The organism is Rossellomorea aquimaris, assembly GCF_020171925.1.
GTDB classification, from domain to species: Bacteria; Bacillota; Bacilli; order Bacillales; family Bacillaceae_B; genus Rossellomorea; species Rossellomorea aquimaris_F.
Map to the genome: position 1 here is coordinate 91,331 of NZ_JAIVAR010000007.1, position 25,277 is coordinate 116,607.

Below are 25,277 nucleotides of genomic sequence, written 5' to 3' on the forward strand. Positions count from 1 at the left end.
AATGTTCAAGTTGAAAGATTTATGTTACCGTATCATAGGTTGTCAGAGCATACGTATACTTCTTTCATAACCCATATTGTTTGGGGCGATGAAGAACATGACCTGCTGATCGAATTTCACGGATAGCAAAAATAATATACATTTCATATAATGCTTTAGATTGATGATTGTTGGAGGTTCTATTATGACTATATATCATTTCGTAGGAATCAAGGGATCGGGTATGAGTGCCCTTGCCCAAATACTCCACGATATGGACTACGAGGTCCAAGGATCTGATGTAGAAAAATACTTCTTTACGCAAAAGTCTCTAGATGAATCAAATATAAAAATCCTACCTTTCCAAAAAGAGAACATCGGAGGGGATATGCACGTGATCGCAGGGAATGCATTTCCTGACACACATGAAGAAATTGAAGCAGCGGTGGAACAGGGTGTACCAATCACAAGGTATCATAAGTTCCTTGGTGACTTCATGCAGAAATTCACAAGCGTGGCGGTTACGGGTGCACATGGTAAAACGTCTACGACCGGACTCCTTGCCCATGTAATAAGCGGTGCCAAACCGACATCCTATCTGATCGGGGATGGAACAGGAAAAGGGGAAGTAGATGCTCAATATTTCGTATTTGAAGCTTGCGAATATCGACGTCATTTCTTATCGTACTATCCTGACTATGCCATCATGACGAACATAGATTTCGATCACCCTGATTATTTCGCCAATGTCGATGATGTATTCTCTGCATTCCAGGAGATGGCCATGCAGGTGAAAAAAGGAATCATTGCGTGCGGTGATGACGAGCAATTGCAAAAAATCCAGGCTCAGGTTCCGGTCGTCTTTTATGGTTTTGCTGAAGAGAACGACTTTCAGGCACGAAATGTGAATCGTGACCGCGAAGGTACTTCCTTCGACGTGTTTGTCCGGAATGAATTCTATGCAAGCTTTAAGATCCCTACATTCGGTGATCATAACATCTTGAATGCGCTATCCGTCATCGCGATCTGCCACTATGAAGAGTTGGATACGGCAGTGGTCCAGGAGCGGTTAAGCAGCTTCAAGGGAGTGAAGCGCCGTTTCTCGGAAAAAGAACTGGGGTCTCAAATCCTGATTGATGATTATGCCCATCATCCAACTGAAATTAAAGCGACTGTTGATTCTGCAAGACAGAAATATCCGGATCGGGATATCATCGCCGTCTTCCAGCCGCACACGTTCACACGAACGCAAACATTCCTGACCGAATTCGCTGAAAGCCTTGATATGGCTGATAAAGTGTACTTATGCGAGATTTTCGGGTCAGCCCGTGAAAATCATGGGAAGCTCTCGATTAACGATCTTCAAAGCAAAATCGAAGGATCGGAAATCATTGACGAAAACGACACCACCCCTCTATTGGATCATGAGAACAGCGTCCTGATCTTCATGGGAGCGGGCGATGTCCAAAAGTTCCAGGAAGCCTATGAAACGACGCTCAAAGAGAAGTTAGAAGAAAACTGAACGTAGGTTGAATAATTGGTTAATTAGAAAGGCCCGTTCCTAAGGTGCGTCATAGCACCAGGGACGGGCCTTCATTTATTATTTCAGATTTTCGGGATTCAACACTTGGAGTTCCGGAAGCACAAATCGTCCGTCTTTGCGGATCAGGACATCATCAAAGTAGATTTCCCCTCCACCGTATTCAGGTCTTTGGATCATGACCATGTCCCAGTGGATATTGGAGTGATTTCCATTGTACGCATCTTCGTAGCATTCACCTGGCGTGAAGTGAAAGCTTCCGTCGATCTTTTCATCGAAGAGGATATCCTGCATCGGATGTTGGATGTAAGGATTCACCCCGATGGCAAATTCACCGACGTATCTTGCTCCTTCATCTGTATCAAAGATCTTATTGATTCTGTCCGTATCATTGGCTGTTGCTTCCACAATCTTGCCATCCCTGAATGTAAGCTTGACATTCTCGAAAGTGAACCCATTATACGGGGACGGTGTATTGTAGGAGATCGTGCCATTCACGGAATCCTTGACAGGAGCAGAGTATACCTCTCCATCAGGAATATTCAGGCGTCCTGCACATTTCACGGCAGGAATATCTTTGATGGAGAATGTCAGGTCTGTCCCCTCTCCTACGAGGCGGACCTTATCCGTATTATTCATAAGCTCCACAAGATTGTCCATTGCCTTGTCCATTTTACTGTAATCAAGGTTGCAGACATTGAAGTAGAAATCTTCAAATGCTTCTGTGCTCATTTTTGCAAGTTGGGCCATTGAGGCGTTAGGGTAGCGGAGCACGACCCATTTCTTTTTTGGTACGCGGATTTCCCTATGTACTTTCTTGCCGATCGTGTTACCATGAATTTTCATTTTTTCATCAGGAACGTCCGACTGCTCATTGATGTTGTCACCGGAACGCAGTCCGATATACGCATCCATTCCGTTCATGACATTGGCTTCGAATTCTGCCATCATGTTATACTGTTCTTCCTGTGCACCCATGAGGAGCGCCCTGTCGACCGAATGATCCTTGATGGATACGAATGGATACCCGCCTGCTTCATAAGCTTCTTTCACGAGAGCCGTGACCAGTTCACGCTGCAATCCGAAATTTTCGATGAGGACCTTTTCACCTGGCTGTAACTGAACAGAATAGTTGATCAGGTTGCGAGCCAATTTTTCAATGCGTGGATCTTTCATTTTATTACCCCCTTTAACGTTTCAACCTATATTGTACCCTAAATTTTACTGGGATGATAAATAAGAAAACATGAAAAGATAAAAAAGTATTTTTTTAAAACAGGCAGGAATTCGCTTGCTGGAAGAAGAAATCCTACTATAATGTTTTATTTGTGTAAGGGGTGGGTAAAGAATTTTTATACATGGAGGTGTACGATATGGAAATAATTCTTTATCTAAGTGTAGCGGTAATCGCAATTGCATTTTTCATTTTAGTTATCAGCGTGATGAAAACCTTGAAATCACTGGGCTCTACACTCGATAGTGTGTCATCGACCTTGAATGGTCTCGAATCCCAGCTTCAAGGAGTAACAAAGGAATCTACTGAATTACTACATAAAACGAATCTGTTAGCGGAGGACATCCAACGGAAATCCGAAGATCTCAACACCGTGGTTTATGCAGTAAAAGATGTAGGCCATTCCATTCAAAGCCTAAACAATTCGGTGAAGAAAGTCAGCACATCCATCTCGACTGAACTCGAGAGGAACCAGGGGAAGATTTCCCAGGTTGTTGGATGGGGGAATGCCTTTATCGAACTGAAGGACAAATGGAAGCAAAAAAAGGAACAACAGCCGAATCTCCATGATAAAGCTGTTCATAAAAAACCCACACCTGAAGATGTTCAAACTCAAGAAAAATTGGTTACAAGAGCAAGATCTTATAACAATTAGGAGAGGGGAAATATCAAATGACACAACAAAACCAAACTCAAAACCAGCAAGCAACTGACAGCAACAACATCAACTCAAAGGATTTCATGATCGGAACACTGATCGGGGGGATTGTAGGTGCTGCCACAGCATTATTACTTGCACCTAAGTCAGGTAAGGATCTTCGAAACGACCTAAACGAGCAGGCAATTGTCATTAAGGAAAAATCAGGTCAGTGGAAGGATACGGCGGTTGAAAAGAGCAACGAATTAGCAGCCGTAGCGAAAGAAAAGTCTGCAGCATTCTCAAAGACGGTACAGGAACAATCCAATACAGTGAAAGACAAGTTCAAGTCATACCGAACGAAGGGCGAAACGGAAGCTGTGAATGAAGAGCTTGAGGGAGTGGCTGTTGGAGACGCGACCCCTGCCCAGGAAACAGATGATCTCAATCAAAAGCTTGAGGAAACAAAAAAAGCATTTGATGAGACTGAAAAGACATACAATCAATAATAGTTGTAGGGAAGAGCGGTGAAGTGATATGATTACTTCACCGCTTTTTTGTACACGCTATTTTTGACAGCGTTCCTTAGAAGGATCGTGCTAGAAAGGATGAACATAGAGATGCAAAAAATCGAAACGGTTCAACAATTTGAACAGCTGGCTGAGACGAAGCCGCGCTTCTTCTTGATGAAGCACAGCCTTACATGTCCGATCAGTTCAAACGCGTTCAATGATTATCAGGCGTTTCTCAACAATAATAGGGAGGAAGATGGCTTTTATCTGGCCGTACAGGAATCAAGGGAACTTTCAAACCATATTGCCGAAAAGTACGGGATCAAGCATGAATCCCCCCAAGCGTTCCTCTTCATCGACGGTAAACCAGGCTGGAACGCCTCCCACTGGAACATCACCGAAAAGGAACTAAGCAAACTATAAAAAGAATCTGCATACGCAGGTTCTTTTTTTATGTAATAGCCTCAGTGTCATTGTATAAATGTCGGTAATAATAGGAATTTCCACAATAAAAGTTTATTTGCATCTGGACGGGGAATTAAACGTAATAACAAATCCAACACATAACATAGGAGGATCAATTTAAATGGTACAATCATACCAAAATAGAATGACTGAATCGAACACTGGTAATCAAATTCCTACCGTAAAGGAAAAGAGAAGCGGTAAGCTAGTGAAAGGTATCGTAGTCGGCGCAGTCGTCGGCGGTGCGGTCGCCATGCTGGATAAAAACACAAGAAAAAAGGTCACCAATGGTACATCTTCAATGAAAGACTCGACGATGGACATGGTTTCAAAAGTGAAGGAGAACCCTTCAGGAGTAGTGAATGATTGGCAAGATCGAATCAAGTCGGCTTCTTCTGTATTGAAGGAAGCAATCAATGATGCACAAAAGCTATATGAAAAAGTGAACGGCGAAGTCATCGACCAGGTAAATCAAGTAAAAGATGACTCGACTGATGTTATCGCGACGACAAAAGAAGCGGCAGAAGATCTAAAGGAAATTGGAAGTAAAGTAAAAGAAGCGGGGGAAGAAGTGACATCGGAATCATCCGAAACATCTTCCGTATCAACGTCCATCCCCTCATCGGACTCAACCAACGTCCACAGCACGAATAAACCGAGCAGCATCCCTGGACAGGTTGGATCATAAAAAAACTGGCTTTTACGCCAGTTTTTTTTATTCTTTCCTATTTTTCATGTGCCGTTGTCCATCTAATCTCCAGACTGTCCCCGGCGTGTATCTCTCCATAGAACGTAGTTTCTTCTCCATTCCTGATTAACTGGAAAGACGTGTTAGCATGATCAGGCTTATTGACTTCAACGTGTTTAAAGAGATCCTGGAAAATAAAAGGCTGAGTGACTGTTTCCTCAATCGTGATGGAATCTCCAGAATGCACTGTGTCAACCATATTTAATGGCTTCCCCTCTTTGTAGACGGATGCAGATGACTGTCTCAGGATTACCGGGCTACCATTGAAGAGGACCTTAATCGACTTCTCTTGATATTCATTCCTTTTTGAAAGGATCATCCCGACTGTTATCTGCTTTGGGGGCTCTACTGTCAATGTATCAAGGTGTGAAACGGAAGAGGAGGGTCTTGCCTCCATCCCATTTAAAAGTACTTTCCCACCTAATGAGGGAAAATAGGTTTCCTTGCCGTTGATGGTCAAACGGAATGGCTTCATGTGTTCCAACCAGTCTTCATGGCCCGATTTTCTCAAGACATCCGTGATGGTTTCTTTGCCCACATACTGGATCTTGTCACCATCCTCAATCACGCAATCGGCTTTAACATGTGCCCCATTTTTTTTGAGCACCGGTGAGATAGTACGAGAATTCCCATCAATGATGACCGTTTTATCAGGCGTTTCATCTATTAAATCTGAAATTCTCACATGTGGGGAAGCTCCATCTTCCCCTTTGATCACGGTGATTCTGTCATGATTCATCAGCTTGTCATCAACGGACACTTCTTGGCCGTTTTTATAAATTGTTGGGGGATGCCCGTATCCACCCGGCAGAGTGACATCTTGTCCGTTCACAGTGATGAAGTAGGCACTACCAGGCTTGCCGTACAGTTTATTGATCTTGATGCCTGCAGCAAGTAAACCATCCCCGATCGTTAAATCCTTTACCTCAAATAAACGGATCGGTTGATCATTCACATGGATGGTTACATATTGGACGGGTGATTGTTTCGCTGCAATGGCGATCCCTACAGGCGTCACCAGTTCAGGTCCCTTGGCAAGTATATCTGTAATGGAAAGATTCTGTATGGCCTCTATCCCTCTGACGGCTACCCTGTTCTCAGGAAGGCTCAGTGATTTGGCGAGCTCTCTCGGCAGTTGTGGTGTCAAGCTGCCTCCTCCAACAAGCATGACAGCCTGCGGTGGTTTCTGATTGTTTAATAGAAGTATTTCGTGTGAAATCTTCTTGGCAAGGTTACTGATGGCAGGGAATATCTTCTCTACCACTTCATTCGAAGGGATCTCAGAGTCGAACCCTAATATATCAGTCACCGAGATCGTGTCGGAACGGTACAAGTCCCGTTTGGCCTTTTCCGCCAATGGAAAATCAAGAAGCAGGGCATCGCTGAGGGCCTCAGTGATTTCATCCCCAGCAGTCGGAACCATTCCGTAGGCAGTGATGGTCCCTTTGTTGGTAAGGGCGATATCAGACGTGCCTGCACCTATATCCACAAGGGCAACATTCAATCTCCTCATGGACGGTGGAATCAGGACATTGATTGCCGCTATCGGTTCGAGTGTCAGGGCTTCCATCTCAAGATCTGCACGATTCAATGCGGCAAGTAACGATTCGACCACCACTCTCGGCAGGAAGGTGGCGATGACCTCGACACTGGCTTCATTCCCTTGTTGATCGACCAGACTTCCGATTTCCTCTCCGTCAAGATGATAATACAAGACTGAATAACCTACACAGTAATAATGATAGCTTTGTGAATCCTTTTCACTCTCCGCTGCCTGCGCCTGTGCCTTTTGAACAGCCGTGAGCTCTAGGTGGAGAATATCTTCCTTCGTCAGGAGTGGTTTCCCCTTGATTGCAAAAGAGGCAATCGATTTTTCCGTTTTCAGTGCCCTTCCCGCGGCAGCCACACAAACTTTATGAAGGGTCCCTTGTTTTTGCTCAAGCTTTTGCTTAATGGAGGTAATGACCTCCGAAACTGCAGGCACATCGTGAATTTGACCGTCAAGCATGGCCCGTTCTTTGTGCTCTTCTACTTCAATGTCGATGACATGGTATTTCCCATCTCTTTCTTCCAATATGATGCCGACGACCGAACGTGTCCCGATGTCCAATGAAAAAATTTTCTGCAAATTATACACCTACTTTTAATCAGTCTCATAAGATACTAAAATACTTTAGCGCTTAAAAGCGTTTAATTAATAAAGAAATTTGTCGTGACATTTAAGAAATCATCTATTATAATTAGTTTCAATATCTATAAAAAATGTATCATACTTTATTGAAACTGAAACAGTTTTTTCGGTATGAACAGGATAAAATCAAGAAAGGGTGCTGTATTGTGAGTAATCAAGAGCTCGATCAATTGCGAAAAAAAGTCGACGAGATGAACTTAAAACTATTAGACACCATTAATGAACGTGCTAAACTCGTTCAGGAAATCGGGCGTGTGAAGGAAAAGCAAGGAGTATACCGATATGATCCTGTTCGTGAAAGAGGGATGCTCGATTTAATCAAGGAACATAATGATGGTCCTTTCGAAAATTCGACCATTGAACATATTTTCAAGGAAGTATTCAAAGCCGGTCTGGAGCTGCAAAAAGACGATCATCGAAAGGCGCTTCTTGTTTCACGCAAGAAGAAGGCCGAAGATACAATCGTGAATATCAATGGAGATGCAATTGGTGATGGCAATCCGCATTTTATCTTCGGACCATGTGCAGTTGAATCATATGAACAAGTGGCACAGGTGGCACAGGCCATTAAAGCGAAAGGATTGAAACTGCTGCGTGGAGGAGCGTTCAAACCAAGAACGTCCCCTTACGATTTCCAAGGACTTGGAATTGAAGGATTGAAGATCCTTAAGAAGGTAGCGGACGAGTATGATCTTGCCGTAGTGAGTGAAATCGTCAATCCAGCGGACATCGAACCTGCCCTTGAATACATTGATGTGATCCAAATCGGTGCAAGGAACATGCAGAACTTTGAATTATTGAAGGCGGCAGGATCCGTGAAGAAGCCTGTATTACTAAAAAGAGGGCTTGCTGCCACGATCGATGAGTTCATCAACGCAGCTGAATACATCATCTCACAAGGTAACGGGGACATTATCCTTTGTGAACGCGGAATCCGTACCTATGAGAAAGCGACACGGAATACGCTTGATATTTCTGCAGTGCCGATCCTTAAGCAGGAGACTCACCTTCCTGTATTCGTGGATGTCACTCATTCCACAGGGCGCAGGGATCTTCTCCTCCCGACTGCAAAAGCAGCGATCGCCATCGGAGCGGACGGTGTAATGGCAGAAGTACACCCGGACCCGGCTGTAGCCCTATCCGACTCAGCACAGCAAATGGACCTCGACCAATTCGACCACTTCTACCAGGAACTACTGAAAGGTCGCACCATCAACGTTTAATAACAGTATGTGAATATAACGCAACCAAAAAGACTGGACTCTGCATGAGTCCAGTCTTTTTGGTCATGAGGAAGATGTGGTTGAGATACTGTTACAATATTTTGTTGATTAACGTCAATTCTAGCTTTTGATTGGAGTGCAAGACGTAGACTCCTGCGGGAGAAGTGACGAATGTGAGACCCCGCAGGCGAAGCCGAGGAGGCTCACGGGTCACCCGCGGAAAGCGAAGTCTTGCACGGAAATCAAAAGCGGGTTTGAAAGGTATATCCTAAATCATTGCAGTTATCAAAAGTCTGTCGTATGATAATCAACATAATTGCAGATAAATAGACTAAAGACTGTTATAATGTACTTTTTCACACTAAATATGTGCATTTTTTAACAAACGTTTGTAATCGCTTTTTTCTTATGGAATATTTAGTGTAAAATAACAGTAATAAGCCGAGAAGTTAAAGGAGTGTCAATAATGAATATTACAATATACGATGTAGCGCGTGAAGCGAATGTCTCAATGGCTACTGTATCACGAGTAGTAAACGGAAATCCCAATGTTAAGCCTGCGACAAGAAAGAAGGTACTTGAAGTCATCGATCGCCTTGGGTACCGACCTAACGCAGTCGCACGTGGACTAGCGAGTAAGAAGACGACAACAGTCGGGGTCATCATCCCTGATATTTCAAATATCTTCTACGCGGAATTAGCGCGCGGAATTGAAGATATTGCCACGATGTACAAGTACAACATCATCTTAAGTAATTCCGATCAGAACTCTGAAAAAGAATTGCATCTATTAAACACCATGCTTGGTAAGCAGGTGGATGGAATTCTCTTTATGGGTGGACATATTTCCGACGAACATGTTCAGGAATTTGAGCGTTCCCCGGTTCCGATCGTCCTTGCAGGAGCAGTCGAAGAGACGAATAGGGTACCGTCTGTGAACATTGATTATAAGGCGGCGACATATGATGCAGTCAAAGATTTACTTGATAAGGGTCATAAGCGGATCGGATTTGTGAGTGGTCCATTCCACGATACGATCAATATGAAGTTCAAACTTGAAGGGTACAGGGAAGCACTGGCATCTGCAGGAGTGGAATTCAGTGACGATCTCGTGGTCGAAGGCGAATACACGTATGATTCAGGTCTTGAAGCATGGCAAAGATTCTCTGAATTGAATGATAAGCCGACAGCCATTTTCGTAGGGAACGATGAGACTGCTCTCGGGGTTGTGCATGGTGCACAGGACAGCGGAGTCAAAATCCCGGATGATGTCGAGATCATCAGCTTCGACAACACACGACTTGCCTTGATGGTGAGACCACAGCTTACTTCTGTCGTTCAGCCTCTATATGATATTGGTGCAGTGGCCATGAGGCTGTTGACGAAATACATGAACAAAGAGACGGTTGAAGAAGAGACGGTTGTGCTACCTCACCGCATTGAATACCGCCGCTCAACAAAATAATTTTGCCGATCGTGATAATGAGACGAAGTGACTCTGTATCATGCTTTTCTTGGACTTCCTGAAGGATATCCGAGGGGTATGACAGTGTAGCGGAACAGAGCATAAGACAAAAGAACGGATTGACGGGGAGAGTCAATATGAAGAAGCTTGATGTACTTACGCCCATAGGGGTGGTCGTAGGCTTTCTATTTGTAGCATTTGCGATCATGACGAACGAGGGGCTTTCAGGGTTTGGTTCATTCGTGGACCTTCCCTCCATTTTCATTGTCATCGGTGGTTTGATCGCTGCCATGCTGGTCAGTTTCTCACTTAAGGAACTGAAGCATTTGGGCAGAGTCATGCGTGAATCCTTCCGTGAGGAGAACTACGACCTTCAGGGCGTGATCCGCACCTTCATCCTTTTGTCAGAGAAAGCGAGAAGGGAGGGGCTTCTCGCCTTGGAAGCGGAAGTAGAGGAGCTTGGGGATCCATTCATCCGGAAAGGGGTCCTCCTGGCCGTCGATGGTGTCGAGCCGGATGTGATAACGGATATCATGACGGCTGAAATCATCGCACTGGAAGAACGTCACCGCAAAAGCAGAAGTTTACTTGATAAAGCGGGTGAATATGCACCTGCATGGGGGATGATCGGGACGTTGATCGGCCTTGTCCTCATGCTGAAGAATTTGAATGATCCCACTACTCTCGGACCTAATATGGCGATAGCGCTACTCACCACGCTGTATGGATCATTGCTTGCCAACCTAGTGTTCATTCCCATGGCTTCTAAACTGGCCATGCGCACAGAGAAAGAGGTCTTCATGAAGCAGGTCATCATAGAAGGGGTTGTCGGCGTTCAATCAGGTCAAAATCCGAGACTTTTAGAGGAAAAACTTAAAGTATTCTTATCACATGAGGAATTGATGGAGTATGCCGAGGAACGGGAGGCATCCGCTTCATGAGGCAAAGAAGGAGGAGCGCTCCCGAGCCGAAGTCCAGTGCCCCGCGATGGATGGTGACTTTCTCAGATTTGATCACTCTTATTCTTGTATTCTTTATTCTTCTTTTCTCCATGTCCCAGATCGATATTGTAAAATTCAGGGCAATCGCTGAATCATTTCAGCAAAAACAGATTCTTGAATTCTATCCATCTGTCATTCCTTTTGAAAAACCTTCCAGCAACCCTGAAATCGTGGACGATGACGTCCATGAGGAAAATCTAAAGGAATTACTGACAGGCATTCAATCGTATCTGAAGGAAAATAAGCTGAATGATATCGTGGTGGCGACCAGAACAGATAGGGGAGTCGTCCTGGTCCTTCAGGAGCAGGCGCTCTTCGATTCGGGTGAAGCAGCAATCTTGGAGAGTTCCTATCCACTCCTGAATAAAGTAGGGGAACTGTTGAGTCAAATCCCCAACTTTGTAAAGGTAGAAGGGCATACCGATAATAGACCGATTTCCACCTATCAATTTCCTTCCAATTGGGAATTATCATCGGCTCGGGCAGGTGCCGTCATTCGATATTTGATCGATAACGAGGGGCTGGATCCCAAAAGGTTCATTGCGGTGGGCTACGGAGATACACGACCGATTGCATCGAATGATACCGAGGCGAATTTGCAAAAAAATAGAAGAGTGGAGATCATCATCAGTGATCCTGGTTATGAAGAAGAATAAGGATACGGAGGCATCCCGGCTTTATAGGCTGGGATGCTTTTTTAAAGGATGGGTTTATCCTTGGAGGTGGGTGAAAATGAAAGGCCAGGAATCTGCGAGAATCCGGGCCATTTTTCGTGCATATTAACTTCCTGGCTTCTGCTTGATCTGCTGTCGGATGGGATAAAGAGCTTTTTCAAGCGTGTGTCTATTCTTCTCCGTGATCTCCTCTTTACGAGGGATGGGAGCATATAGATCCGGGACATCCGCCCACTGGGTTGGTAGAGGGACTCCTGCTTTCTCTTTCCAGCGTTCCACCCAGCCTTGGGGAAATTCATCTGCAGCATCCAAGCGACCGGTCATTTCAAGCCAGAGCAAGGACCAGGCCCTCGGAACGACTCTCCAGATATCATATCCGCCCCCTCCGACTGCAATCCATCTACCATCACAATACTCCTCGGCAAGCTCATGGGCAATGCGGGGGATTTCCCTGTAAATGTTCATGGTGGCTGAAAGGTGAGTCAACGGATCGTGGTAATGGGCGTCTGCCCCATTTTGAGTCAGGATGACGTCGGGCTTGAAGTACTCCACTACCTCCCTGAAACTTGTTTCGTATGCCTCGAGCCAGGATTCATCTTCCGTAAAAGCATCGAGGGGAACGTTGAATGAGAATCCATACCCTTTACCATGCCCCCGTTCATTGATGTTGCCGGTACCGGGGAACAAATACCTTCCTGTTTCATGGATGGACAACGTGCAAACGTCTGGATCGTCATAGAATGACCACTGCACCCCATCTCCGTGATGGGCATCCGTATCCACGTACAGCACCCTGGCACGGTATTTCTCTTGTAAATAACGGATGGCCACCGAGCTATCATTGTAAATACAAAACCCGGAAGCCTTGCCCTTGAACCCGTGATGAAGCCCTCCTCCAAGATGAAGGGCGTGTCTTGCTCTGCCTGTCATCACATAATCCACAGCAACTAATGCACCGCCGACCAGAAAAGCACTTGCTTCATGCATCCCATTGAAAATGGGGGTATCCTCGGTACCGATTCCGTATCCTTCGGCCTGCTCAGGGGAAAGGTGACCTGTACCCGCTTTCTTGACAGCGTTTACATAGAGGGGGTCATGGTTCATACATAATTCTTCATCCGTCGCCATTCTGGCCGGTACGATGTCGTCTGGATGAAGTGCATTGATTTCTTTCAGTAAATCCATCGTCAGCGTCAATCGGGTTTGATTGAAAGGGTGCTGATCGTTAAAGCGGTATCGCAATAGTTCATCTGAATATACGAATACGGCATCTTTCTTCATGAAGACATTCCCGGCATGTTCGGCCATAACACGTCATATCCTTCTTTCTTCAGATCTTCTATCACATTCATCGGATTCATCGTCCTAACCCGGAATACAAGGATCTTAAAGGCTTCATCTTTTTTATCAGGATAAACAAGTACACTCAGGATATTGCTGTTATGACGGCGTATGATCCCCGCGACATCATATAATATCCCTGCCCTGTGAGGTACTTTCACCTCGATCTGGGAACCGGGTTGATTGGCCCCTGTCAATTGGATCAACGTATGAAGGAGATCCGTTTCAGTGATGATGCCGATCAACTTATTTTCCCTGACAATGGGAAGGCAGCTGATATGATGTTCAAAGAACAATGCGGCGACTTCTTCCACAAAGTCGAGGGGATGTCCGGTTATGACATCCGTCTTCATGATATATTTCAACGGTTTCTTCAATTCAGGAGCAGAAGAATCATTGTTGAATATGGAGGGCGTCCCGTCTTTTACGTCACGGTCACTGACGATCCCGACTACTTCTGAATCCTCATTCGTGATCGGGATATGCTTGATTTTCTTATCCCTCATCAATTGGATGGCTGATTCGATCGTATCTTCAGGCTGCAGAGCAGCCACATTCGTATTCATAATTTCTTCTACAATCATGTTTTCCACCTCTTTATCGAAAGCTGTATTCCTACTTGTTGTTGCTAATCATAGGATATGAGCAGTTAGAAAAAAACGAATCGTTTAATACATGAAACGGTTCATGAAGCGGAGCTGATCAAAGCGTTGGATGGACTCCGGATCGACCCGTTTCCCGATTCTTGCCATCAAGCAATTTGCCGGGTGCGAACTGATCTCTGGATCATCCGTCGCATAATATTCGAGACCGCCTGCATTCATCATCTTCTCCATGACTTTACGATATTCCCAAACGTTGAGCCCGGTACCCTTCAAATCCCAATGCCAGTAATATTCTGTTGTAATGACAATGTAGTCTTCCATTTGATCATCCATCATGGATACCTTTAATAGATGCTTTCCTACTGATGCTCCACGGAACTTGGGGATGACTTCAATGGCACCGAGTTCTATGAGATTCTCCATTTTCCCCTGTGACCAACGCTCAAGTGGATCGGGATACAAATATGTAACATAGCCGACAATGGTATGATGATCTCTTGCAATGATAATTCGCCCTTCCGGTAATCCGGCGATTTCGACTAGCGCTTTATGCTGCTGTGCAGGAGGCCGGAAAGCAACAAGATCCTCATGGAAATCAAGTCCTGCCAGCTCTTCGGCATGAATGGGACCTTCAATGATCAAATTTCCTTTTGTTGTCTTCAACTCAGTTGCATTATAGGTTTTCTTTACTTTCATCTGGACACCACCTAATGATATTCCTCCTAATCTATTATACATGAAACAGGAAAAAGTAGAGCGCTTTCACGAAATTTTCAGACGTTTGATTTACTTTTCATCGTCTAAATATTATTTTGAAATACCTATTAAAACGCACTGTATTGGGAGTTATGGCCTTACGTACAGTAGCTAAGTGCCCTTGCTGATTTTTTAAAAAATTGAGAAAATAACAATTATATACTATAATAAGGATGTAAATTCTTACATAAGGGGGATTCGGTATATGAAAGTGGAAGCGCTACCAGTCACAAAGGGGAATTACAATCTGGAAAGCTACGAGAATACGTATGGTTCTTTTGATTGGAAGGACGTCGAGAAGGAATTCTCATGGTCTGAAACAGGGCGGGTCAATTTAGCATATGAGGCGATTGACCGTCATGCAGAATCATTCCGGAAAAACAAAGTCGCCCTTTATTATCGGGATCCTGGACGTGATGAAAAATATACGTTCACCGATATGAAGAAATGTTCCAATAAGGCGGGGAACGTACTTAAGCAGTACGGTGATGTGGAAAAAGGGGACCGTGTGTTCATCTTTATGCCAAGGTCACCCGAGTTGTACTTCTCGATTCTTGGAGCGGTGAAGCTTGGTGCGATTGTTGGCCCTCTATTCGAAGCATTCATGGAAGGTGCTGTTCGTGATCGCCTGGAGGATAGCGAAGCAAAGGTACTGATTACGACTCCTGAACTGCTTGACCGTGTCCCTGTAAGCGAACTGCCTCATCTTAAACATGTATTCCTGATCGGGGACAATGTGAAAGAAGATGATGTCCATGTTGACTTCAATGCAAAGTTCAAAGAAGCCAGTGATAAGCTCGCGATTGAGTGGGTGGACCGGAATGACGGTCTGATCCTGCATTATACGTCTGGTTCGACAGGCAAGCCTAAGGGTGTATTGCATGTTCATAATGCAATGCTTCAACACTATCAAACTTCCAAATGGGTGCTCGACCTCAAGGAGGAAGATGTATACTGGTGTACGGCAGACCCTGGGTGGGTGACGGGAACTTCATACGGAATCTTCGGGCCTTGGCTGACAGGTACATCAAATGTCATTGTCGGAGGCCGTTTCAAGCCGGAGAACTGGTATAAAACGATTGAAGATTACGGTGTGACCGTGTGGTACAGTGCCCCGACCGCTTTCAGAATGCTGATGGGTGCCGGCGATGAGGTCGTGAAACAGTTCGACCTAAGCTCCCTTCGCCATATCCTGAGCGTGGGAGAGCCGCTTAATCCTGAAGTCGTACGTTGGGGAATGAAGGTCTTCAACTTACGTATTCATGATACGTGGTGGATGACTGAAACAGGAGGACAGTTAATCTGTAACTATCCTTGTATGGAAATCAAGCCTGGATCGATGGGGAAACCTTTCCCGGGAGTGAAGGCTGCGATCGTCGATGATCAGGGGAATGAGCTCCCTCCGAACCGGATGGGGAACCTGGCCATCAAAAAGGGATGGCCGTCCATGATGAACCAAATCTGGAATAACCCGCAGAAGTATGAGTCTTACTTCATGCCTGGTGATTGGTATGTATCGGGGGATTCTGCTTATATGGACGAGGATGGCTACTTCTGGTTCCAGGGCCGCGTCGATGATGTGATCATGACATCCGGTGAACGTGTCGGTCCATTCGAGGTGGAGAGTAAGCTTGTTGAGCACCCTGCAGTCGCTGAAGCCGGTGTCATCGGGAAACCTGATCCTGTACGCGGTGAAATCATCAAGGCGTTCATCGCACTTCGTGACGGGTATGAAGTGACAGACGAGCTGAAAGAGGAAATCCGCTTGTTTGTCAAAAAAGGTTTGGCCGCACATGCCGCTCCACGTGAAATCGAATTCCGGGATAAACTTCCAAAAACACGAAGCGGTAAAATCATGCGTCGTGTCCTGAAGGCTTGGGAGCTTGATTTACCTACTGGTGATTTGAGTACGATGGAAGATTGATACAAAAAAAATCCCTGTCCTATTGGATGGGGATTTTTTTTGTTCTTAACAAAGAAAAAAGAAACACATAAAAATCCGCTGATGATTTCCGTGCAAGACTTCGCTTTCCGCGGGTGACCCGTGAGCCTCCTCGGCTTTGCCTGCGGGGTCTCACATTGGCCACTTCTCCCGCAGGAGTCTTCGACTTGCACTCCAATCATCAGCTAGAACTATTTAAGAATATAATTTGGTTAACTATATCCAAACAAAACGGACAAACGATCGTTTGCCCGTTTTTAAGAAATTATTCTGTCGGTTCTGCAGGTTCAGCAGGAGGTTCTGTTCCTCCATCTCCATCTCCGTCCCCATTGCCATCTCCGCCACCGCCATCGGCAGGTGGTGGATCATCTGGTTTGTCTGGTTTAGGAGGCTTTGGATCTGTCGGTTTATCCCCGCCTGGAGGCTTTGGCTCAGGTTTCGGTTCAGGCTTTTCAGGCTTCGGTTCCGGTTTACCGATTTGAACCGTGTTCGACGGTGAGGATTCTTTTCCGGCTACATCGACAGCCTTTACGAAATATTCACCGTTGCCAACTGAAACGGAGTAGTTATCGCCGGATTTGACGCTTCCTACTTTGCTGCCGGATTTGGAATAGACCCGGTAGCCGACCACATCGCCACTTCCAGAAGGAGTCCATGTGATTTTATTTCCGTTTGCGGACGCTTTAACCGTCCCTGGTGCCGCACCATCATCGGAGATTTTATTCTCCGCAATCAGTACATTCTTGTATCGCTCATCATCTTGAGGAATCAATTTGGATGCATCCCCTGCAACCTTACCGAATACATTCTTCACGAAATCAGGGTTAAGGATGACCCCTGGCTGTGAGAACTCTTCCGGTGTATTAGGAAGAGCCAGATATTTCTTTCCGTTGACCATGACGTAACGGCTCATCAATAAGCTGTCATCCGTTTTGGTCGGAACATATTTGGCATTGAACAGGTCACTCTTCACAAGTCCGGCTTTCGTACAAGCTTCTGAAGGAAGCAGACCGGAGATGGAACAGAATGAACGGCGCACGATGCCGCCCGGCTCTTTAAATGAGCCTGCCGGATCAATCAAGTCCGGTGCAAGGTCCCTTGTATCATTCAAAAGGTATGACCATAGGCGGATGTTCCTTAGCCCATAATGGCCGAATTGTGCCCGGGAAGCTGGCGTATTCAAATCGGACGGCGTATCGTAACCGAACCAGGTCCCGAAGGTGATGCTAGGATTGGAAGCGACAAACCAGTGGTCCTTATAATCCTGGGAAGTCCCTGATTTACCGGCCCAGTCGGATGAGAAGTTCAGGAATGTTTTCGCATAACGCCCTGTTCCCCTCGAATGGTCAAGTGTGTCACGCATCATATCAAGAGTCAGATATGCAGTCTGTGGACTATACACATCAACCGGTTCTGATTTATGTTGGAAGACTACGTTTCCATCTTGATCGACGATCTTCTCGATCATATAAGCATCGATGAATTTACCACCGTTGGCGAACGTCGTGTAGGCATTGACGTTTTCTTCGACCGAGACACCTTGGGTCGTTGCACCAAGGGTGAGGGATAAGTTGTTATCCACCCGGCCAAGTCTGGCAAAGTCCATTTTCATCAGGAATTCGTTGAAGGGATTCCTGTCATAAATATTTGCATAGGTTCTGACAGCAGGCAGGTTCAAGGACTCTGCAAGTGCCAGTCGTGCTGGATATAACCCTCGTTCTTTAAGTGAATAGTTCTGAGGTGTCCATCCATTGATGTTCAATTCCACGTCAGGAATCGGAGAACCTGGTGAGATATAACCGTATTCCAATGCTGGTGCATAGGCAAGGAGCGGTTTCATTGTGGAACCATTCGATCGGTAGGACGAAGTGGCATGATTCAGCTGTTCGGTCTTGAAGTTACGTCCACCGATGAAGCTTATGATTCTACCAGATTTGTTCTCTATCATAATGGCACCGACTTGGACCGGTTCTTCCACTTGCACTTCTTCTCCGGTTTCATCATCGGTCTTTGTTACGGTCTTAGGAGGGCCGTACATGTTATAGGCGTCTTTCGTCTTCTGCATTTGATCATAAATCTTCTTGTTTATCGTCGAATGAATTTCATAACCGCTTTGACGAACGTTACGGTCCGCAAGTGTATGGTATTTCTCTTGAAGTTCATCATTATTCACAAGATCCTCTTTAGAGATCCCGTCTTTCTTTGCAAGGACCTCTGTCATGATCGAGATGGCCCTGCTTTCGAGTTCGGCTGTCAACCATGGATATTCTTCGTTCGGAGAAGCTTTCGGCTCGATGAAATCTTTCGTTAAATCGTAGGCGACAGCATCTTCGTACTCTTTATCCGTGATATAACCTTCTCGGTGCATACGGTATAGTACGGTATTTTTTCGTGTCATTCCGGGTTCAAGATTTTCTTTCAGCTCTCCATTGTTCTTGAACGGAGTGTAGCTGAAAGGTGCCTGAGGCAGTCCCGCTATGAATGCAGCCTGAGGCAGTGTAAGATCTTTTGCATTGACTCCGAAAATCCCTTTTGCAGCGGATTGAACCCCGCCTATGTTTCGTCCGGAGGAATTTCGTCCGAGTGTAGCGACGTTCAGGTAGGCTTCAAGAATTTCGTCCTTTTCGAAGAAGCGTTCCAAACGCAAGGCAAGGAGGATCTCCTTCGCTTTCCTTTCAAAGGAAACTTCATTCGTCAGGATTTGGTTCTTGATGAGCTGCTGAGTAAGCGTGCTTCCGCCGGATTGAGTGGAGGCATTGGTGAATTCCTGCAGTACCGCACGCATGATTGCTTTCGGAACGACACCATTGTGTTCGTTGAAGTACTCGTCTTCAGTGGCGATGACTGCATTTTGAAGATATTCGGAAACATTTTCAAGTTTCACTTCTTCACGTTCGAGGTCCGTCCTCAGTTTGCCGAGATAGACATCATCGGCGAAATAGAGCTGCGACGTTTCCTCATAGTTGTAGATGTCCTTTTTCATTTGATCGTATGGTCGGATCGGTTCTTCCTTTACCAAGGAAGCGAAGTAACCGGCACCCACTCCGCCGGCAAAAGCGGTACCGAGGACCAAGATGACCGCGGTTACCAGTGCGAGGTTCCAAAATACCCCATATGTAATTCTTGCACGTTTCTGTACTTTGGTATTTGTAAAGAACCTGATGACAGGATCTAATCGTTCAAGTAATTTGTTCCACGTTTCTCTCATATTTTCACTCCCCCTAGAACATTCCTATTATAGCATATCTGCTGGAAGCTGTCGTAAAAAGTCAAATAAAAAGGGTGTTTCTATATAAGATTTTCTTGACATTCTTGACTTGTATCGTCCATTATGGTAAAAACCTAATATAGATAAGTGTTGATTTATCATTCATTTGACATATAGTTGTTACCGCAATGAAAGGATCAAGTAGTGTGCATTCCCTGTTATCCAGAGAGTCAGTGGCCGCTGAAAACTGACACAAAATGCAGATGAATTACATCCTCGAGCTTTTGCTGTGAACCCCTAGTAGCAGCAAACGGTTAAAGCCGTTATCTTTTTTGAGTGAAGGATGTTTTTCCTTAATTTGGGTGGTACCGCGCGACAGCGTCCCTGCATAGATGCAGGGACTTTTTTATTTGTCCAGCGGATGTCGGATGAATGGAATAGTTGAAGGAGGAAGATTGGACATGGAATTATTGAAGGATTTAGAATGGCGCGGGATCACGTACCAACAGACGGACGCAGAAGGGTTGAAATCCCTTTTAGATAAAGAGAGCATTTCGATCTACTGTGGAATCGATCCGACAGCAGACAGCATGCACATCGGTCATTTGCTACCGTTCCTTACACTTCGCCGCTTCCAGAATGAGGGGCATCGTCCGCTAGTATTAGTAGGAGGCGCGACTGGCCTGATCGGGGATCCGAGCGGTAAAAATGAAGAGCGTAAACTTCAGACGATTGATGCGATCAGACATAACGCGTCAAGCATCAAGAACCAGCTTGAGAGTATTTTTGATTTTGAAGGAGAAAATGGTGCGGTCATGGTGAATAACTACGACTGGATCGGTGCGATGGATGTCGTGACCTTCCTGAGGGATTACGGTAAGCACGTTGGTGTTAACTACATGCTAGCAAAAGACACGATTTCATCACGTCTGGAATCAGGGATTTCATTCACGGAGTTCACGTATACGATTCTTCAGGCGCTGGATTTCAACCATTTATACGACAATTACAACTGTAAGCTTCAAATCGGTGGGAGCGATCAGTGGGGGAATATTACTACCGGACTTGAGCTAATCCGCAGAACACATGAAGAAGAAACAAAAGCATTCGGCTTTACGATTCCACTTGTGACAAAAGCGGATGGAACAAAATTCGGTAAAACGGAAAGCGGTGCGATCTGGCTCGACCCGGAGAAGACGTCTCCATACGAGTTCTACCAATTCTGGATCAATACAGCCGATGCCGATGTTGTGAAATACTTGAAATACTTTACGTTCCTTTCTCATGAAGAGATTGAGTCCCTTGCTGCATCCGTTGAAACGGAACCTCATTTACGTAAAGCGCAGAAAGCACTTGCAGAGGAAATGACAAAAATGATCCACGGTGAAGAAGCGCTCGAACAGGCGATCCGTATTACAGCAGCCCTATTCAGCGGAGACATCAAGTCACTTTCAGCATCAGAAATCCTTGAAGGCTTCAAGGATGTACCATCATTCGAGCAACCTAAGGGCGATGCGATCGGTCTTGTTGATTTGATCGTAAATGCGAAGATTTCCCCATCCAAACGTCAGGCACGCGAAGATGTAGGGAACGGTGCAATCTACATCAACGGTGAACGTGTGACGGATCTTCAGCACGTGATCGATGAGAAAGACATGATCGAAGGACAGTTCACGATCATCCGCCGCGGGAAGAAGAAATACTTTAAAATTCAGTACGTGTAAAAACGAGTGGTGCATGAAACCAGCGCAATCTCTGTTCGGGGATTGCGCTGGTTGTTTTTTTGTGCGTTTTTGGTACGATATTGTGCTATTGCTTGTCACAGAGTCTAGGTGTTTAGGATCCGGTGGTGATGTGGGTGGAAATTGCGGAGAGTAGAAGGGGATGGTCGAGCGGTTTTTTTTGGCATGCACCGGCTTTGGGATAAATCCACCGGAGTTTGAATAATCGCACCGCTTTCCCTACCAATGCACCAGCCAGCCAACGACTCACTATCCACGACCATCTCAAACAAGCGTCCCAATCCAAAAAACACCACCCAGAAAAACAAAAAAACCCTGCCCATAAAGAGCAGAGTTTCTTCTTCACAAAGATTAACGAGAGTAGAACTCAACGATAAGAGCTTCGTTAATTTCAGCTGGTAATTCAGAACGCTCAGGAACGCGAGTGAAAGTACCTTCAAGCTTGTCAGCATCGAAAGTCAAGAATTCAGGAACAAAGCTGTTCACTTCAAGAGCTTCTTTGATGATGTCAAGGTTGCGTGACTTTTCACGAACTGAGATCGTTTGTCCAGGTTGTACGCGGAAAGATGGGATATCTACGCGAGATCCATTAACCGTTACGTGACCGTGGTTAACAAGCTGACGAGCTTGACGGCGAGTACGCGCAAGACCTAAACGATAAACAACGTTATCTAGACGAGACTCAAGTAAAGCCATGAAGTTTTCACCGTGTTTACCTTGTAATTTGCCAGCTTGGTCAAATAGGTTACGGAATTGACGTTCAGTTACTCCGTACATGTGACGAAGTTTTTGCTTTTCTTGAAGTTGTAAACCGTATTCAGAGATTTTCTTGCGTTGGTTAGGACCATGAGGACCTGGAGCGTAAGGACGCTTTTCTAATTCTTTACCCGTACCGCTTAGAGAGATTCCAAGACGACGAGATAATTTCCAACTTGGACCAGTATAACGAGCCATGAGAGACTCCTCCTTTATTGTTTTTATTTTGTTGTAAAATAAAAACACCTGTGAATTAACAATTATGAGTATTTTGTTTTCATGTACCTTCGCCCTAGCAGCAGAGGGTTACAAGATACACCTCAACAAAAAGAGGAACAAAATACAGTCATAAAGGCTTCACTGAAGCTGCATTATTTTACACAAAGAACATTATATGATGTAGAAGAATAGAAGTCAAGGAGATATGAGCAGTTTCTATTGAAACCGGGTGGAGAACAAAGATCGCTCGTAAGACTCAATTTTAGCAGGAGCTTGCAGGATGTGTAAAATCTGATGAAAATCTGAACCATTCGAAAACCTGGCTGCACCGCACTCCGTCTAATATAATGTGCCGTGAACGAACATGGTGATAGAGAGACTCAACATGAATTTGACCGCATTTTGCACTAAATAATTCCATCCGGAATCGTCCTTCAGTCTTTTCCTATGATATAATGAAGGATGGTAAATAAGTTAGTCGGGTGAATGTTTTTGAAAGAATCGAAGCGTGAAAGGTACATACGATTTTTATTGATTTTGTCTTGTTTGTTTGTAGTTGTCATCGGTTATGTTTTATCGTCCCCAGAGGAAACGGAGGATGCCCCACTCATGTCCGCGCAAGTACTAAAACAACAGGATAAAAATCAGAACGCTGTTGTTGCGGTCTCTAAAAATAGTGGAAATCGACCGATCCTCGTCATTTATGAAGTGGAGAAAGAACGTGAGTATCACTTTAGCGCACTTCACAGTGTGGCGCTGAAAGAACAAATACAGGAAATGAAAATAAATGCCGACGGAGATGGACTTTGGGTGAGGATCGGCCAGGAACGCTGGGTCCTTTTTTCGAATGAACTTGAAGTGCAAAAGAACAAGGGGGAGCCCTCGTTTACCCATTCCACCCGTCAGTCATTTCAATACGAAGAAACAAGCAAGTCCGTGATAATCGATGATGGGCATCGGATGACCCTGGACCTTTCCGGGAAAGTAAAGCCGCTCGAGATCCATCGGCTTTCTGCAAATGGCTCTTTATGGCTCATCGTATACAAGGACGATGTGGTCCTTGCAAAATCACGCTGAACGAAAGATACATAAACCTCTTAAGGTACGGGTGAGATAATGACCATTCTAACTGATCGTTTACATCTTTATAAATCTAAATTATTTGATCATATCCTGGAAGATTCCCGCGGGTCACAACAATCCTTTACGTTTCATTCATGGCTCATCTTGCTCGAGGAGAGTATCGAAATCGATAAAGCCCTGTTGTATGTAAGAAGAAATGGCCAATATTGTTTATTGGAATCGCACGGACGTGAGGGGGGGCCGACTGTGGGTCCACACTTCGCCGGAAGCTTCATGGATACTCCTTATTATTCAATTGACCGTGGTGGTGCTTTCTGCCAATCAGGCTTTTTGTTCCAAAAAGACGACGTGGAAGCTTATGTCTTGATCCTTGAAGGGAATAAGGGGACTGTATCGGTTGATGCCGACTGGCTTTCGGGATTTTGGGAAGCAAGCAATCAGTACCTCACTCATTTATGGAAGATACAGGAAATATATGAAGAAGAACGTCGTTATCGGGAATTATTCAAGGTGACGGAAGTGTTCCATTCCAATCGTGATGTCCAGACTTTATTGGTTCAAATCATCGAAACACTGGGTGAGGTGTTCCCTGAGGATTCATTCCAGATCCTTCTATCAAATGATCGGTATGATTTCGGGTCCCTTCCAATTAAAGCCTTTGATTTTGAAAGGGCCAATCCATCAGCGATGCAGGCTTTTGTAAATGGAAGCATCGAAGTGGATGAAGATTCGATGCTATATGCACCTTTAAAGGGAAAGCAGGGGATCTATGGTGTGCTGGAAGTGGGATCAGCTTCTCATACGCTGTTCACTGAACAAAAGATGGAGTTCATCAAACTGCTCGCTTATACCGCTGGTAGTGCCCTTGAAAACGCCAAGCTGTATGAGCAATCAAAACGATTGATCAGTGATTTGCAGTTGATCAATGAAACATCCCATCAATTGAACGTGAAGTTCCGTCTATCCGACACCCTCCAGTTCCTGAAGCACCAAATTCAGCGTTCATTTCAACCTCATGCCGTAGGGTTCGTATTAAAGGAAAACGGTGTGTCTGTCATCAATGAAAAAAGCTCAACTTTATTCTTCTCCGAAGAAGGGGCTAAGTACATAGCATACGTTGACGAGCGCTTCGATTTGGAACTGGACTCGGTGTTTCTCGGGGATGTGCGGGACCGGATCGTGCAGCCTGATTATTTATCACTCATGGCTGTCCCAATGGTGCAAAATGAAGTACTCATCGGTTTTTGTATCGTTCTGCATCGGGAGCCTTACATGTTTTCTTTTGATATGTATAAACTTTTGCAGTCATTCATCCATCATTCCGCATTGGCGATAACGAATTCGATTTTGAGGGAAGAGTTGGAGCAAATGGTCATCACGGATCATATGACGAAATTATACGCACGGCATTATCTGGATGGCAAAATGGAAAAGGCGATGAAAGAAGATGAACTTGGGACACTTCTCTTGATCGACATTGATGATTTTAAAGCAGTGAATGATAATTATGGCCATCAAATCGGGGATGAAGTCTTGATCCAGGTCGCTAACCTAATCAAGGATAGTCTGGGCGAAAGTGGATTGGCGGCTCGCTGGGGCGGTGAAGAATTGGCAATCTATCTACCTCGGACAGAAAGGGCATCAGGGTTGGCCATTGCAGAAGGGATCGTAGAGAGGATTGCACACTCCACAAGGCCAAGAGTGACCCTTTCATGCGGTCTTTCTGCATGGGGAAAGCAAGAAGCAACTGCACCGGAATCAGTCAAGGAATTGGTCAAAAAAGCGGATGAAGCCCTTTATCTCGCAAAGAATCATGGGAAAAACCAAGTGGTGGAGGACACCGACCATCGCCTCCATCATATATGAACCAGTTTGAACCCGGCAGCTGCCGGGTTTTTTACATGATGATAGACGAGGCCCTTGTATTTGTTTGGAGATGATTCTTTAACACGTTAA

20 protein-coding genes and 1 other annotated feature are annotated in these 25,277 nt (G+C 45.1%); of the genes, 13 read left to right on the forward strand and 7 right to left on the reverse strand.

From position 1 onward, the window contains the following. The first annotated feature begins 184 nt into the window (after window positions 1-184). On the forward strand, window positions 185-1,501 hold the full coding sequence (murC, locus tag LCM10_RS18035; RefSeq protein WP_224877657.1) for a UDP-N-acetylmuramate--L-alanine ligase: 1,317 nt from the start codon (window positions 185-187) through the stop codon (window positions 1,499-1,501). 78 nt (window positions 1,502-1,579) lie between these two features. Here murC and LCM10_RS18040 read toward each other — a convergent pair whose 3' ends face one another. After that, window positions 1,580-2,695 carry an aminopeptidase gene (locus tag LCM10_RS18040; protein ID WP_224877658.1) on the reverse strand — a complete coding sequence of 372 codons (1,116 nt, stop codon included), beginning with the start codon at window positions 2,693-2,695 and terminating at the stop codon, window positions 1,580-1,582. A gap of 197 nt (window positions 2,696-2,892) precedes the next feature. Here LCM10_RS18040 and LCM10_RS18045 point away from each other — a divergent pair, with 197 nt between their 5' ends. The 4 genes from LCM10_RS18045 to LCM10_RS18060 all read left to right on the forward strand — a co-directional run bounded on the left by LCM10_RS18045 (window position 2,893) and on the right by LCM10_RS18060 (window position 5,055). Then, entirely contained in the window at window positions 2,893-3,408 is a 516-nt protein-coding gene (locus LCM10_RS18045) for a DUF948 domain-containing protein (RefSeq protein ID WP_224877659.1), read from the forward strand. Window positions 3,409-3,425: 17 nt separating this feature from the next. Next, window positions 3,426-3,899, forward strand: a complete 474-nt coding sequence (locus LCM10_RS18050) for a YtxH domain-containing protein (protein ID WP_224877660.1) — start codon at window positions 3,426-3,428, stop codon at window positions 3,897-3,899. Between the two features lie 111 nt (window positions 3,900-4,010). Then, window positions 4,011-4,325 (forward strand): bacillithiol system redox-active protein YtxJ, encoded by a 315-nt coding sequence (ytxJ, locus tag LCM10_RS18055; protein WP_224877661.1) that lies wholly within the window; start codon window positions 4,011-4,013, stop codon window positions 4,323-4,325. A 163-nt stretch (window positions 4,326-4,488) separates the two neighbouring features. Next, window positions 4,489-5,055, forward strand: coding sequence for a YtxH domain-containing protein (locus LCM10_RS18060; protein ID WP_224877662.1), 567 nt, complete (start codon window positions 4,489-4,491; stop codon window positions 5,053-5,055). A 37-nt stretch (window positions 5,056-5,092) separates the two neighbouring features. Here LCM10_RS18060 and LCM10_RS18065 read toward each other — a convergent pair whose 3' ends face one another. Then, window positions 5,093-7,252 (reverse strand): cell division FtsA domain-containing protein, encoded by a 2,160-nt coding sequence (locus tag LCM10_RS18065; RefSeq protein ID WP_224877663.1) that lies wholly within the window; start codon window positions 7,250-7,252, stop codon window positions 5,093-5,095. 200 nt (window positions 7,253-7,452) lie between these two features. Between LCM10_RS18065 and LCM10_RS18070 the strand changes: the two genes are divergently transcribed. The 4 genes from LCM10_RS18070 (at window position 7,453) to motS (ending at window position 11,651) form a co-directional block, all read left to right on the forward strand. Further along, entirely contained in the window at window positions 7,453-8,529 is a 1,077-nt protein-coding gene (locus LCM10_RS18070) for a bifunctional 3-deoxy-7-phosphoheptulonate synthase/chorismate mutase (protein ID WP_224877664.1), read from the forward strand. Between the two features lie 466 nt (window positions 8,530-8,995). Beyond that, a complete protein-coding gene (ccpA, locus tag LCM10_RS18075; protein ID WP_224877665.1) occupies window positions 8,996-9,994 on the forward strand; it encodes a catabolite control protein A in 999 nt (332 codons plus the stop codon). Between the two features lie 137 nt (window positions 9,995-10,131). Continuing rightward, complete coding sequence (gene motP, locus LCM10_RS18080; RefSeq protein WP_224877666.1) at window positions 10,132-10,935, forward strand: flagellar motor protein MotP; 804 nt, start codon at window positions 10,132-10,134, stop codon at window positions 10,933-10,935. After that, entirely contained in the window at window positions 10,932-11,651 is a 720-nt protein-coding gene (motS, locus tag LCM10_RS18085) for a flagellar motor protein MotS (RefSeq protein ID WP_224877667.1), read from the forward strand. The genes motP and motS overlap by 4 nt, the downstream gene beginning before the upstream one ends. Window positions 11,652-11,774: 123 nt before the next feature. Here motS and LCM10_RS18090 read toward each other — a convergent pair whose 3' ends face one another. From LCM10_RS18090 to LCM10_RS18100, 3 genes are all read right to left on the reverse strand, one after another. Next, the gene (locus LCM10_RS18090; RefSeq protein ID WP_224877735.1) at window positions 11,775-12,950 is read right to left on the reverse strand and encodes an acetoin utilization protein AcuC; all 1,176 of its coding nucleotides are present in this window, start codon (window positions 12,948-12,950) and stop codon (window positions 11,775-11,777) included. Beyond that, window positions 12,947-13,594 carry an acetoin utilization AcuB family protein gene (locus tag LCM10_RS18095; protein WP_224877668.1) on the reverse strand — a complete coding sequence of 216 codons (648 nt, stop codon included), beginning with the start codon at window positions 13,592-13,594 and terminating at the stop codon, window positions 12,947-12,949. The genes LCM10_RS18090 and LCM10_RS18095 overlap by 4 nt, the downstream gene beginning before the upstream one ends. Before the next feature lie 84 nt (window positions 13,595-13,678). Beyond that, window positions 13,679-14,311: a GNAT family N-acetyltransferase gene (locus tag LCM10_RS18100; protein ID WP_224877669.1), complete on the reverse strand. Its 633-nt coding sequence runs from the start codon at window positions 14,309-14,311 to the stop codon at window positions 13,679-13,681. Window positions 14,312-14,576: 265 nt separating this feature from the next. Between LCM10_RS18100 and acsA the strand changes: the two genes are divergently transcribed. Continuing rightward, window positions 14,577-16,295 (forward strand): acetate--CoA ligase, encoded by a 1,719-nt coding sequence (gene acsA, locus LCM10_RS18105; RefSeq protein ID WP_224877670.1) that lies wholly within the window; start codon window positions 14,577-14,579, stop codon window positions 16,293-16,295. A 283-nt stretch (window positions 16,296-16,578) separates the two neighbouring features. On the opposite strand, the gene LCM10_RS18110 is transcribed toward acsA, so the two are convergent. After that, window positions 16,579-19,521: a transglycosylase domain-containing protein gene (locus LCM10_RS18110; RefSeq protein WP_224877671.1), complete on the reverse strand. Its 2,943-nt coding sequence runs from the start codon at window positions 19,519-19,521 to the stop codon at window positions 16,579-16,581. Between the two features lie 179 nt (window positions 19,522-19,700). Continuing rightward, window positions 19,701-19,910 (forward strand) — a binding site (T-box leader). Between the two features lie 72 nt (window positions 19,911-19,982). On the opposite strand from LCM10_RS18110, the gene tyrS reads away from it, so the two are divergent. After that, the gene (tyrS, locus tag LCM10_RS18115) at window positions 19,983-21,245 is read left to right on the forward strand and encodes a tyrosine--tRNA ligase (RefSeq protein ID WP_224877672.1); all 1,263 of its coding nucleotides are present in this window, start codon (window positions 19,983-19,985) and stop codon (window positions 21,243-21,245) included. A 369-nt stretch (window positions 21,246-21,614) separates the two neighbouring features. On the opposite strand, the gene rpsD is transcribed toward tyrS, so the two are convergent. Further along, window positions 21,615-22,217: a 30S ribosomal protein S4 gene (gene rpsD, locus LCM10_RS18120; RefSeq protein ID WP_071619207.1), complete on the reverse strand. Its 603-nt coding sequence runs from the start codon at window positions 22,215-22,217 to the stop codon at window positions 21,615-21,617. 513 nt (window positions 22,218-22,730) lie between these two features. Between rpsD and LCM10_RS18125 the strand changes: the two genes are divergently transcribed. Both LCM10_RS18125 and LCM10_RS18130 read left to right on the forward strand, forming a co-directional pair. Then, window positions 22,731-23,315, forward strand: a complete 585-nt coding sequence (locus tag LCM10_RS18125; protein WP_224877673.1) for a hypothetical protein — start codon at window positions 22,731-22,733, stop codon at window positions 23,313-23,315. Window positions 23,316-23,354: 39 nt separating this feature from the next. Beyond that, window positions 23,355-25,187: a sensor domain-containing diguanylate cyclase gene (locus LCM10_RS18130; RefSeq protein WP_224877674.1), complete on the forward strand. Its 1,833-nt coding sequence runs from the start codon at window positions 23,355-23,357 to the stop codon at window positions 25,185-25,187. Window positions 25,188-25,277: the final 90 nt, after the last annotated feature.

Coding starts and splice junctions, on each gene's coding strand:
- murC (WP_224877657.1), top strand. CDS start 185: ATGACTATATATCATTTCGTAGGAATCAAGGGATCGGGTATGAGTGCC.
- LCM10_RS18040 (WP_224877658.1), bottom strand. CDS start 2,695: ATGAAAGATCCACGCATTGAAAAATTGGCTCGCAACCTGATCAACTAT.
- LCM10_RS18045 (WP_224877659.1), top strand. CDS start 2,893: ATGGAAATAATTCTTTATCTAAGTGTAGCGGTAATCGCAATTGCATTT.
- LCM10_RS18050 (WP_224877660.1), top strand. CDS start 3,426: ATGACACAACAAAACCAAACTCAAAACCAGCAAGCAACTGACAGCAAC.
- ytxJ (WP_224877661.1), top strand. CDS start 4,011: ATGCAAAAAATCGAAACGGTTCAACAATTTGAACAGCTGGCTGAGACG.
- LCM10_RS18060 (WP_224877662.1), top strand. CDS start 4,489: ATGGTACAATCATACCAAAATAGAATGACTGAATCGAACACTGGTAAT.
- ccpA (WP_224877665.1), top strand. CDS start 8,996: ATGAATATTACAATATACGATGTAGCGCGTGAAGCGAATGTCTCAATG.
- motP (WP_224877666.1), top strand. CDS start 10,132: ATGAAGAAGCTTGATGTACTTACGCCCATAGGGGTGGTCGTAGGCTTT.
- motS (WP_224877667.1), top strand. CDS start 10,932: ATGAGGCAAAGAAGGAGGAGCGCTCCCGAGCCGAAGTCCAGTGCCCCG.
- LCM10_RS18090 (WP_224877735.1), bottom strand. CDS start 12,950: ATGAAGAAAGATGCCGTATTCGTATATTCAGATGAACTATTGCGATAC.
- LCM10_RS18095 (WP_224877668.1), bottom strand. CDS start 13,594: ATGATTGTAGAAGAAATTATGAATACGAATGTGGCTGCTCTGCAGCCT.
- LCM10_RS18100 (WP_224877669.1), bottom strand. CDS start 14,311: ATGAAAGTAAAGAAAACCTATAATGCAACTGAGTTGAAGACAACAAAA.
- acsA (WP_224877670.1), top strand. CDS start 14,577: ATGAAAGTGGAAGCGCTACCAGTCACAAAGGGGAATTACAATCTGGAA.
- LCM10_RS18110 (WP_224877671.1), bottom strand. CDS start 19,521: ATGAGAGAAACGTGGAACAAATTACTTGAACGATTAGATCCTGTCATC.
- tyrS (WP_224877672.1), top strand. CDS start 19,983: ATGGAATTATTGAAGGATTTAGAATGGCGCGGGATCACGTACCAACAG.
- rpsD (WP_071619207.1), bottom strand. CDS start 22,217: ATGGCTCGTTATACTGGTCCAAGTTGGAAATTATCTCGTCGTCTTGGA.
- LCM10_RS18130 (WP_224877674.1), top strand. CDS start 23,355: ATGACCATTCTAACTGATCGTTTACATCTTTATAAATCTAAATTATTT.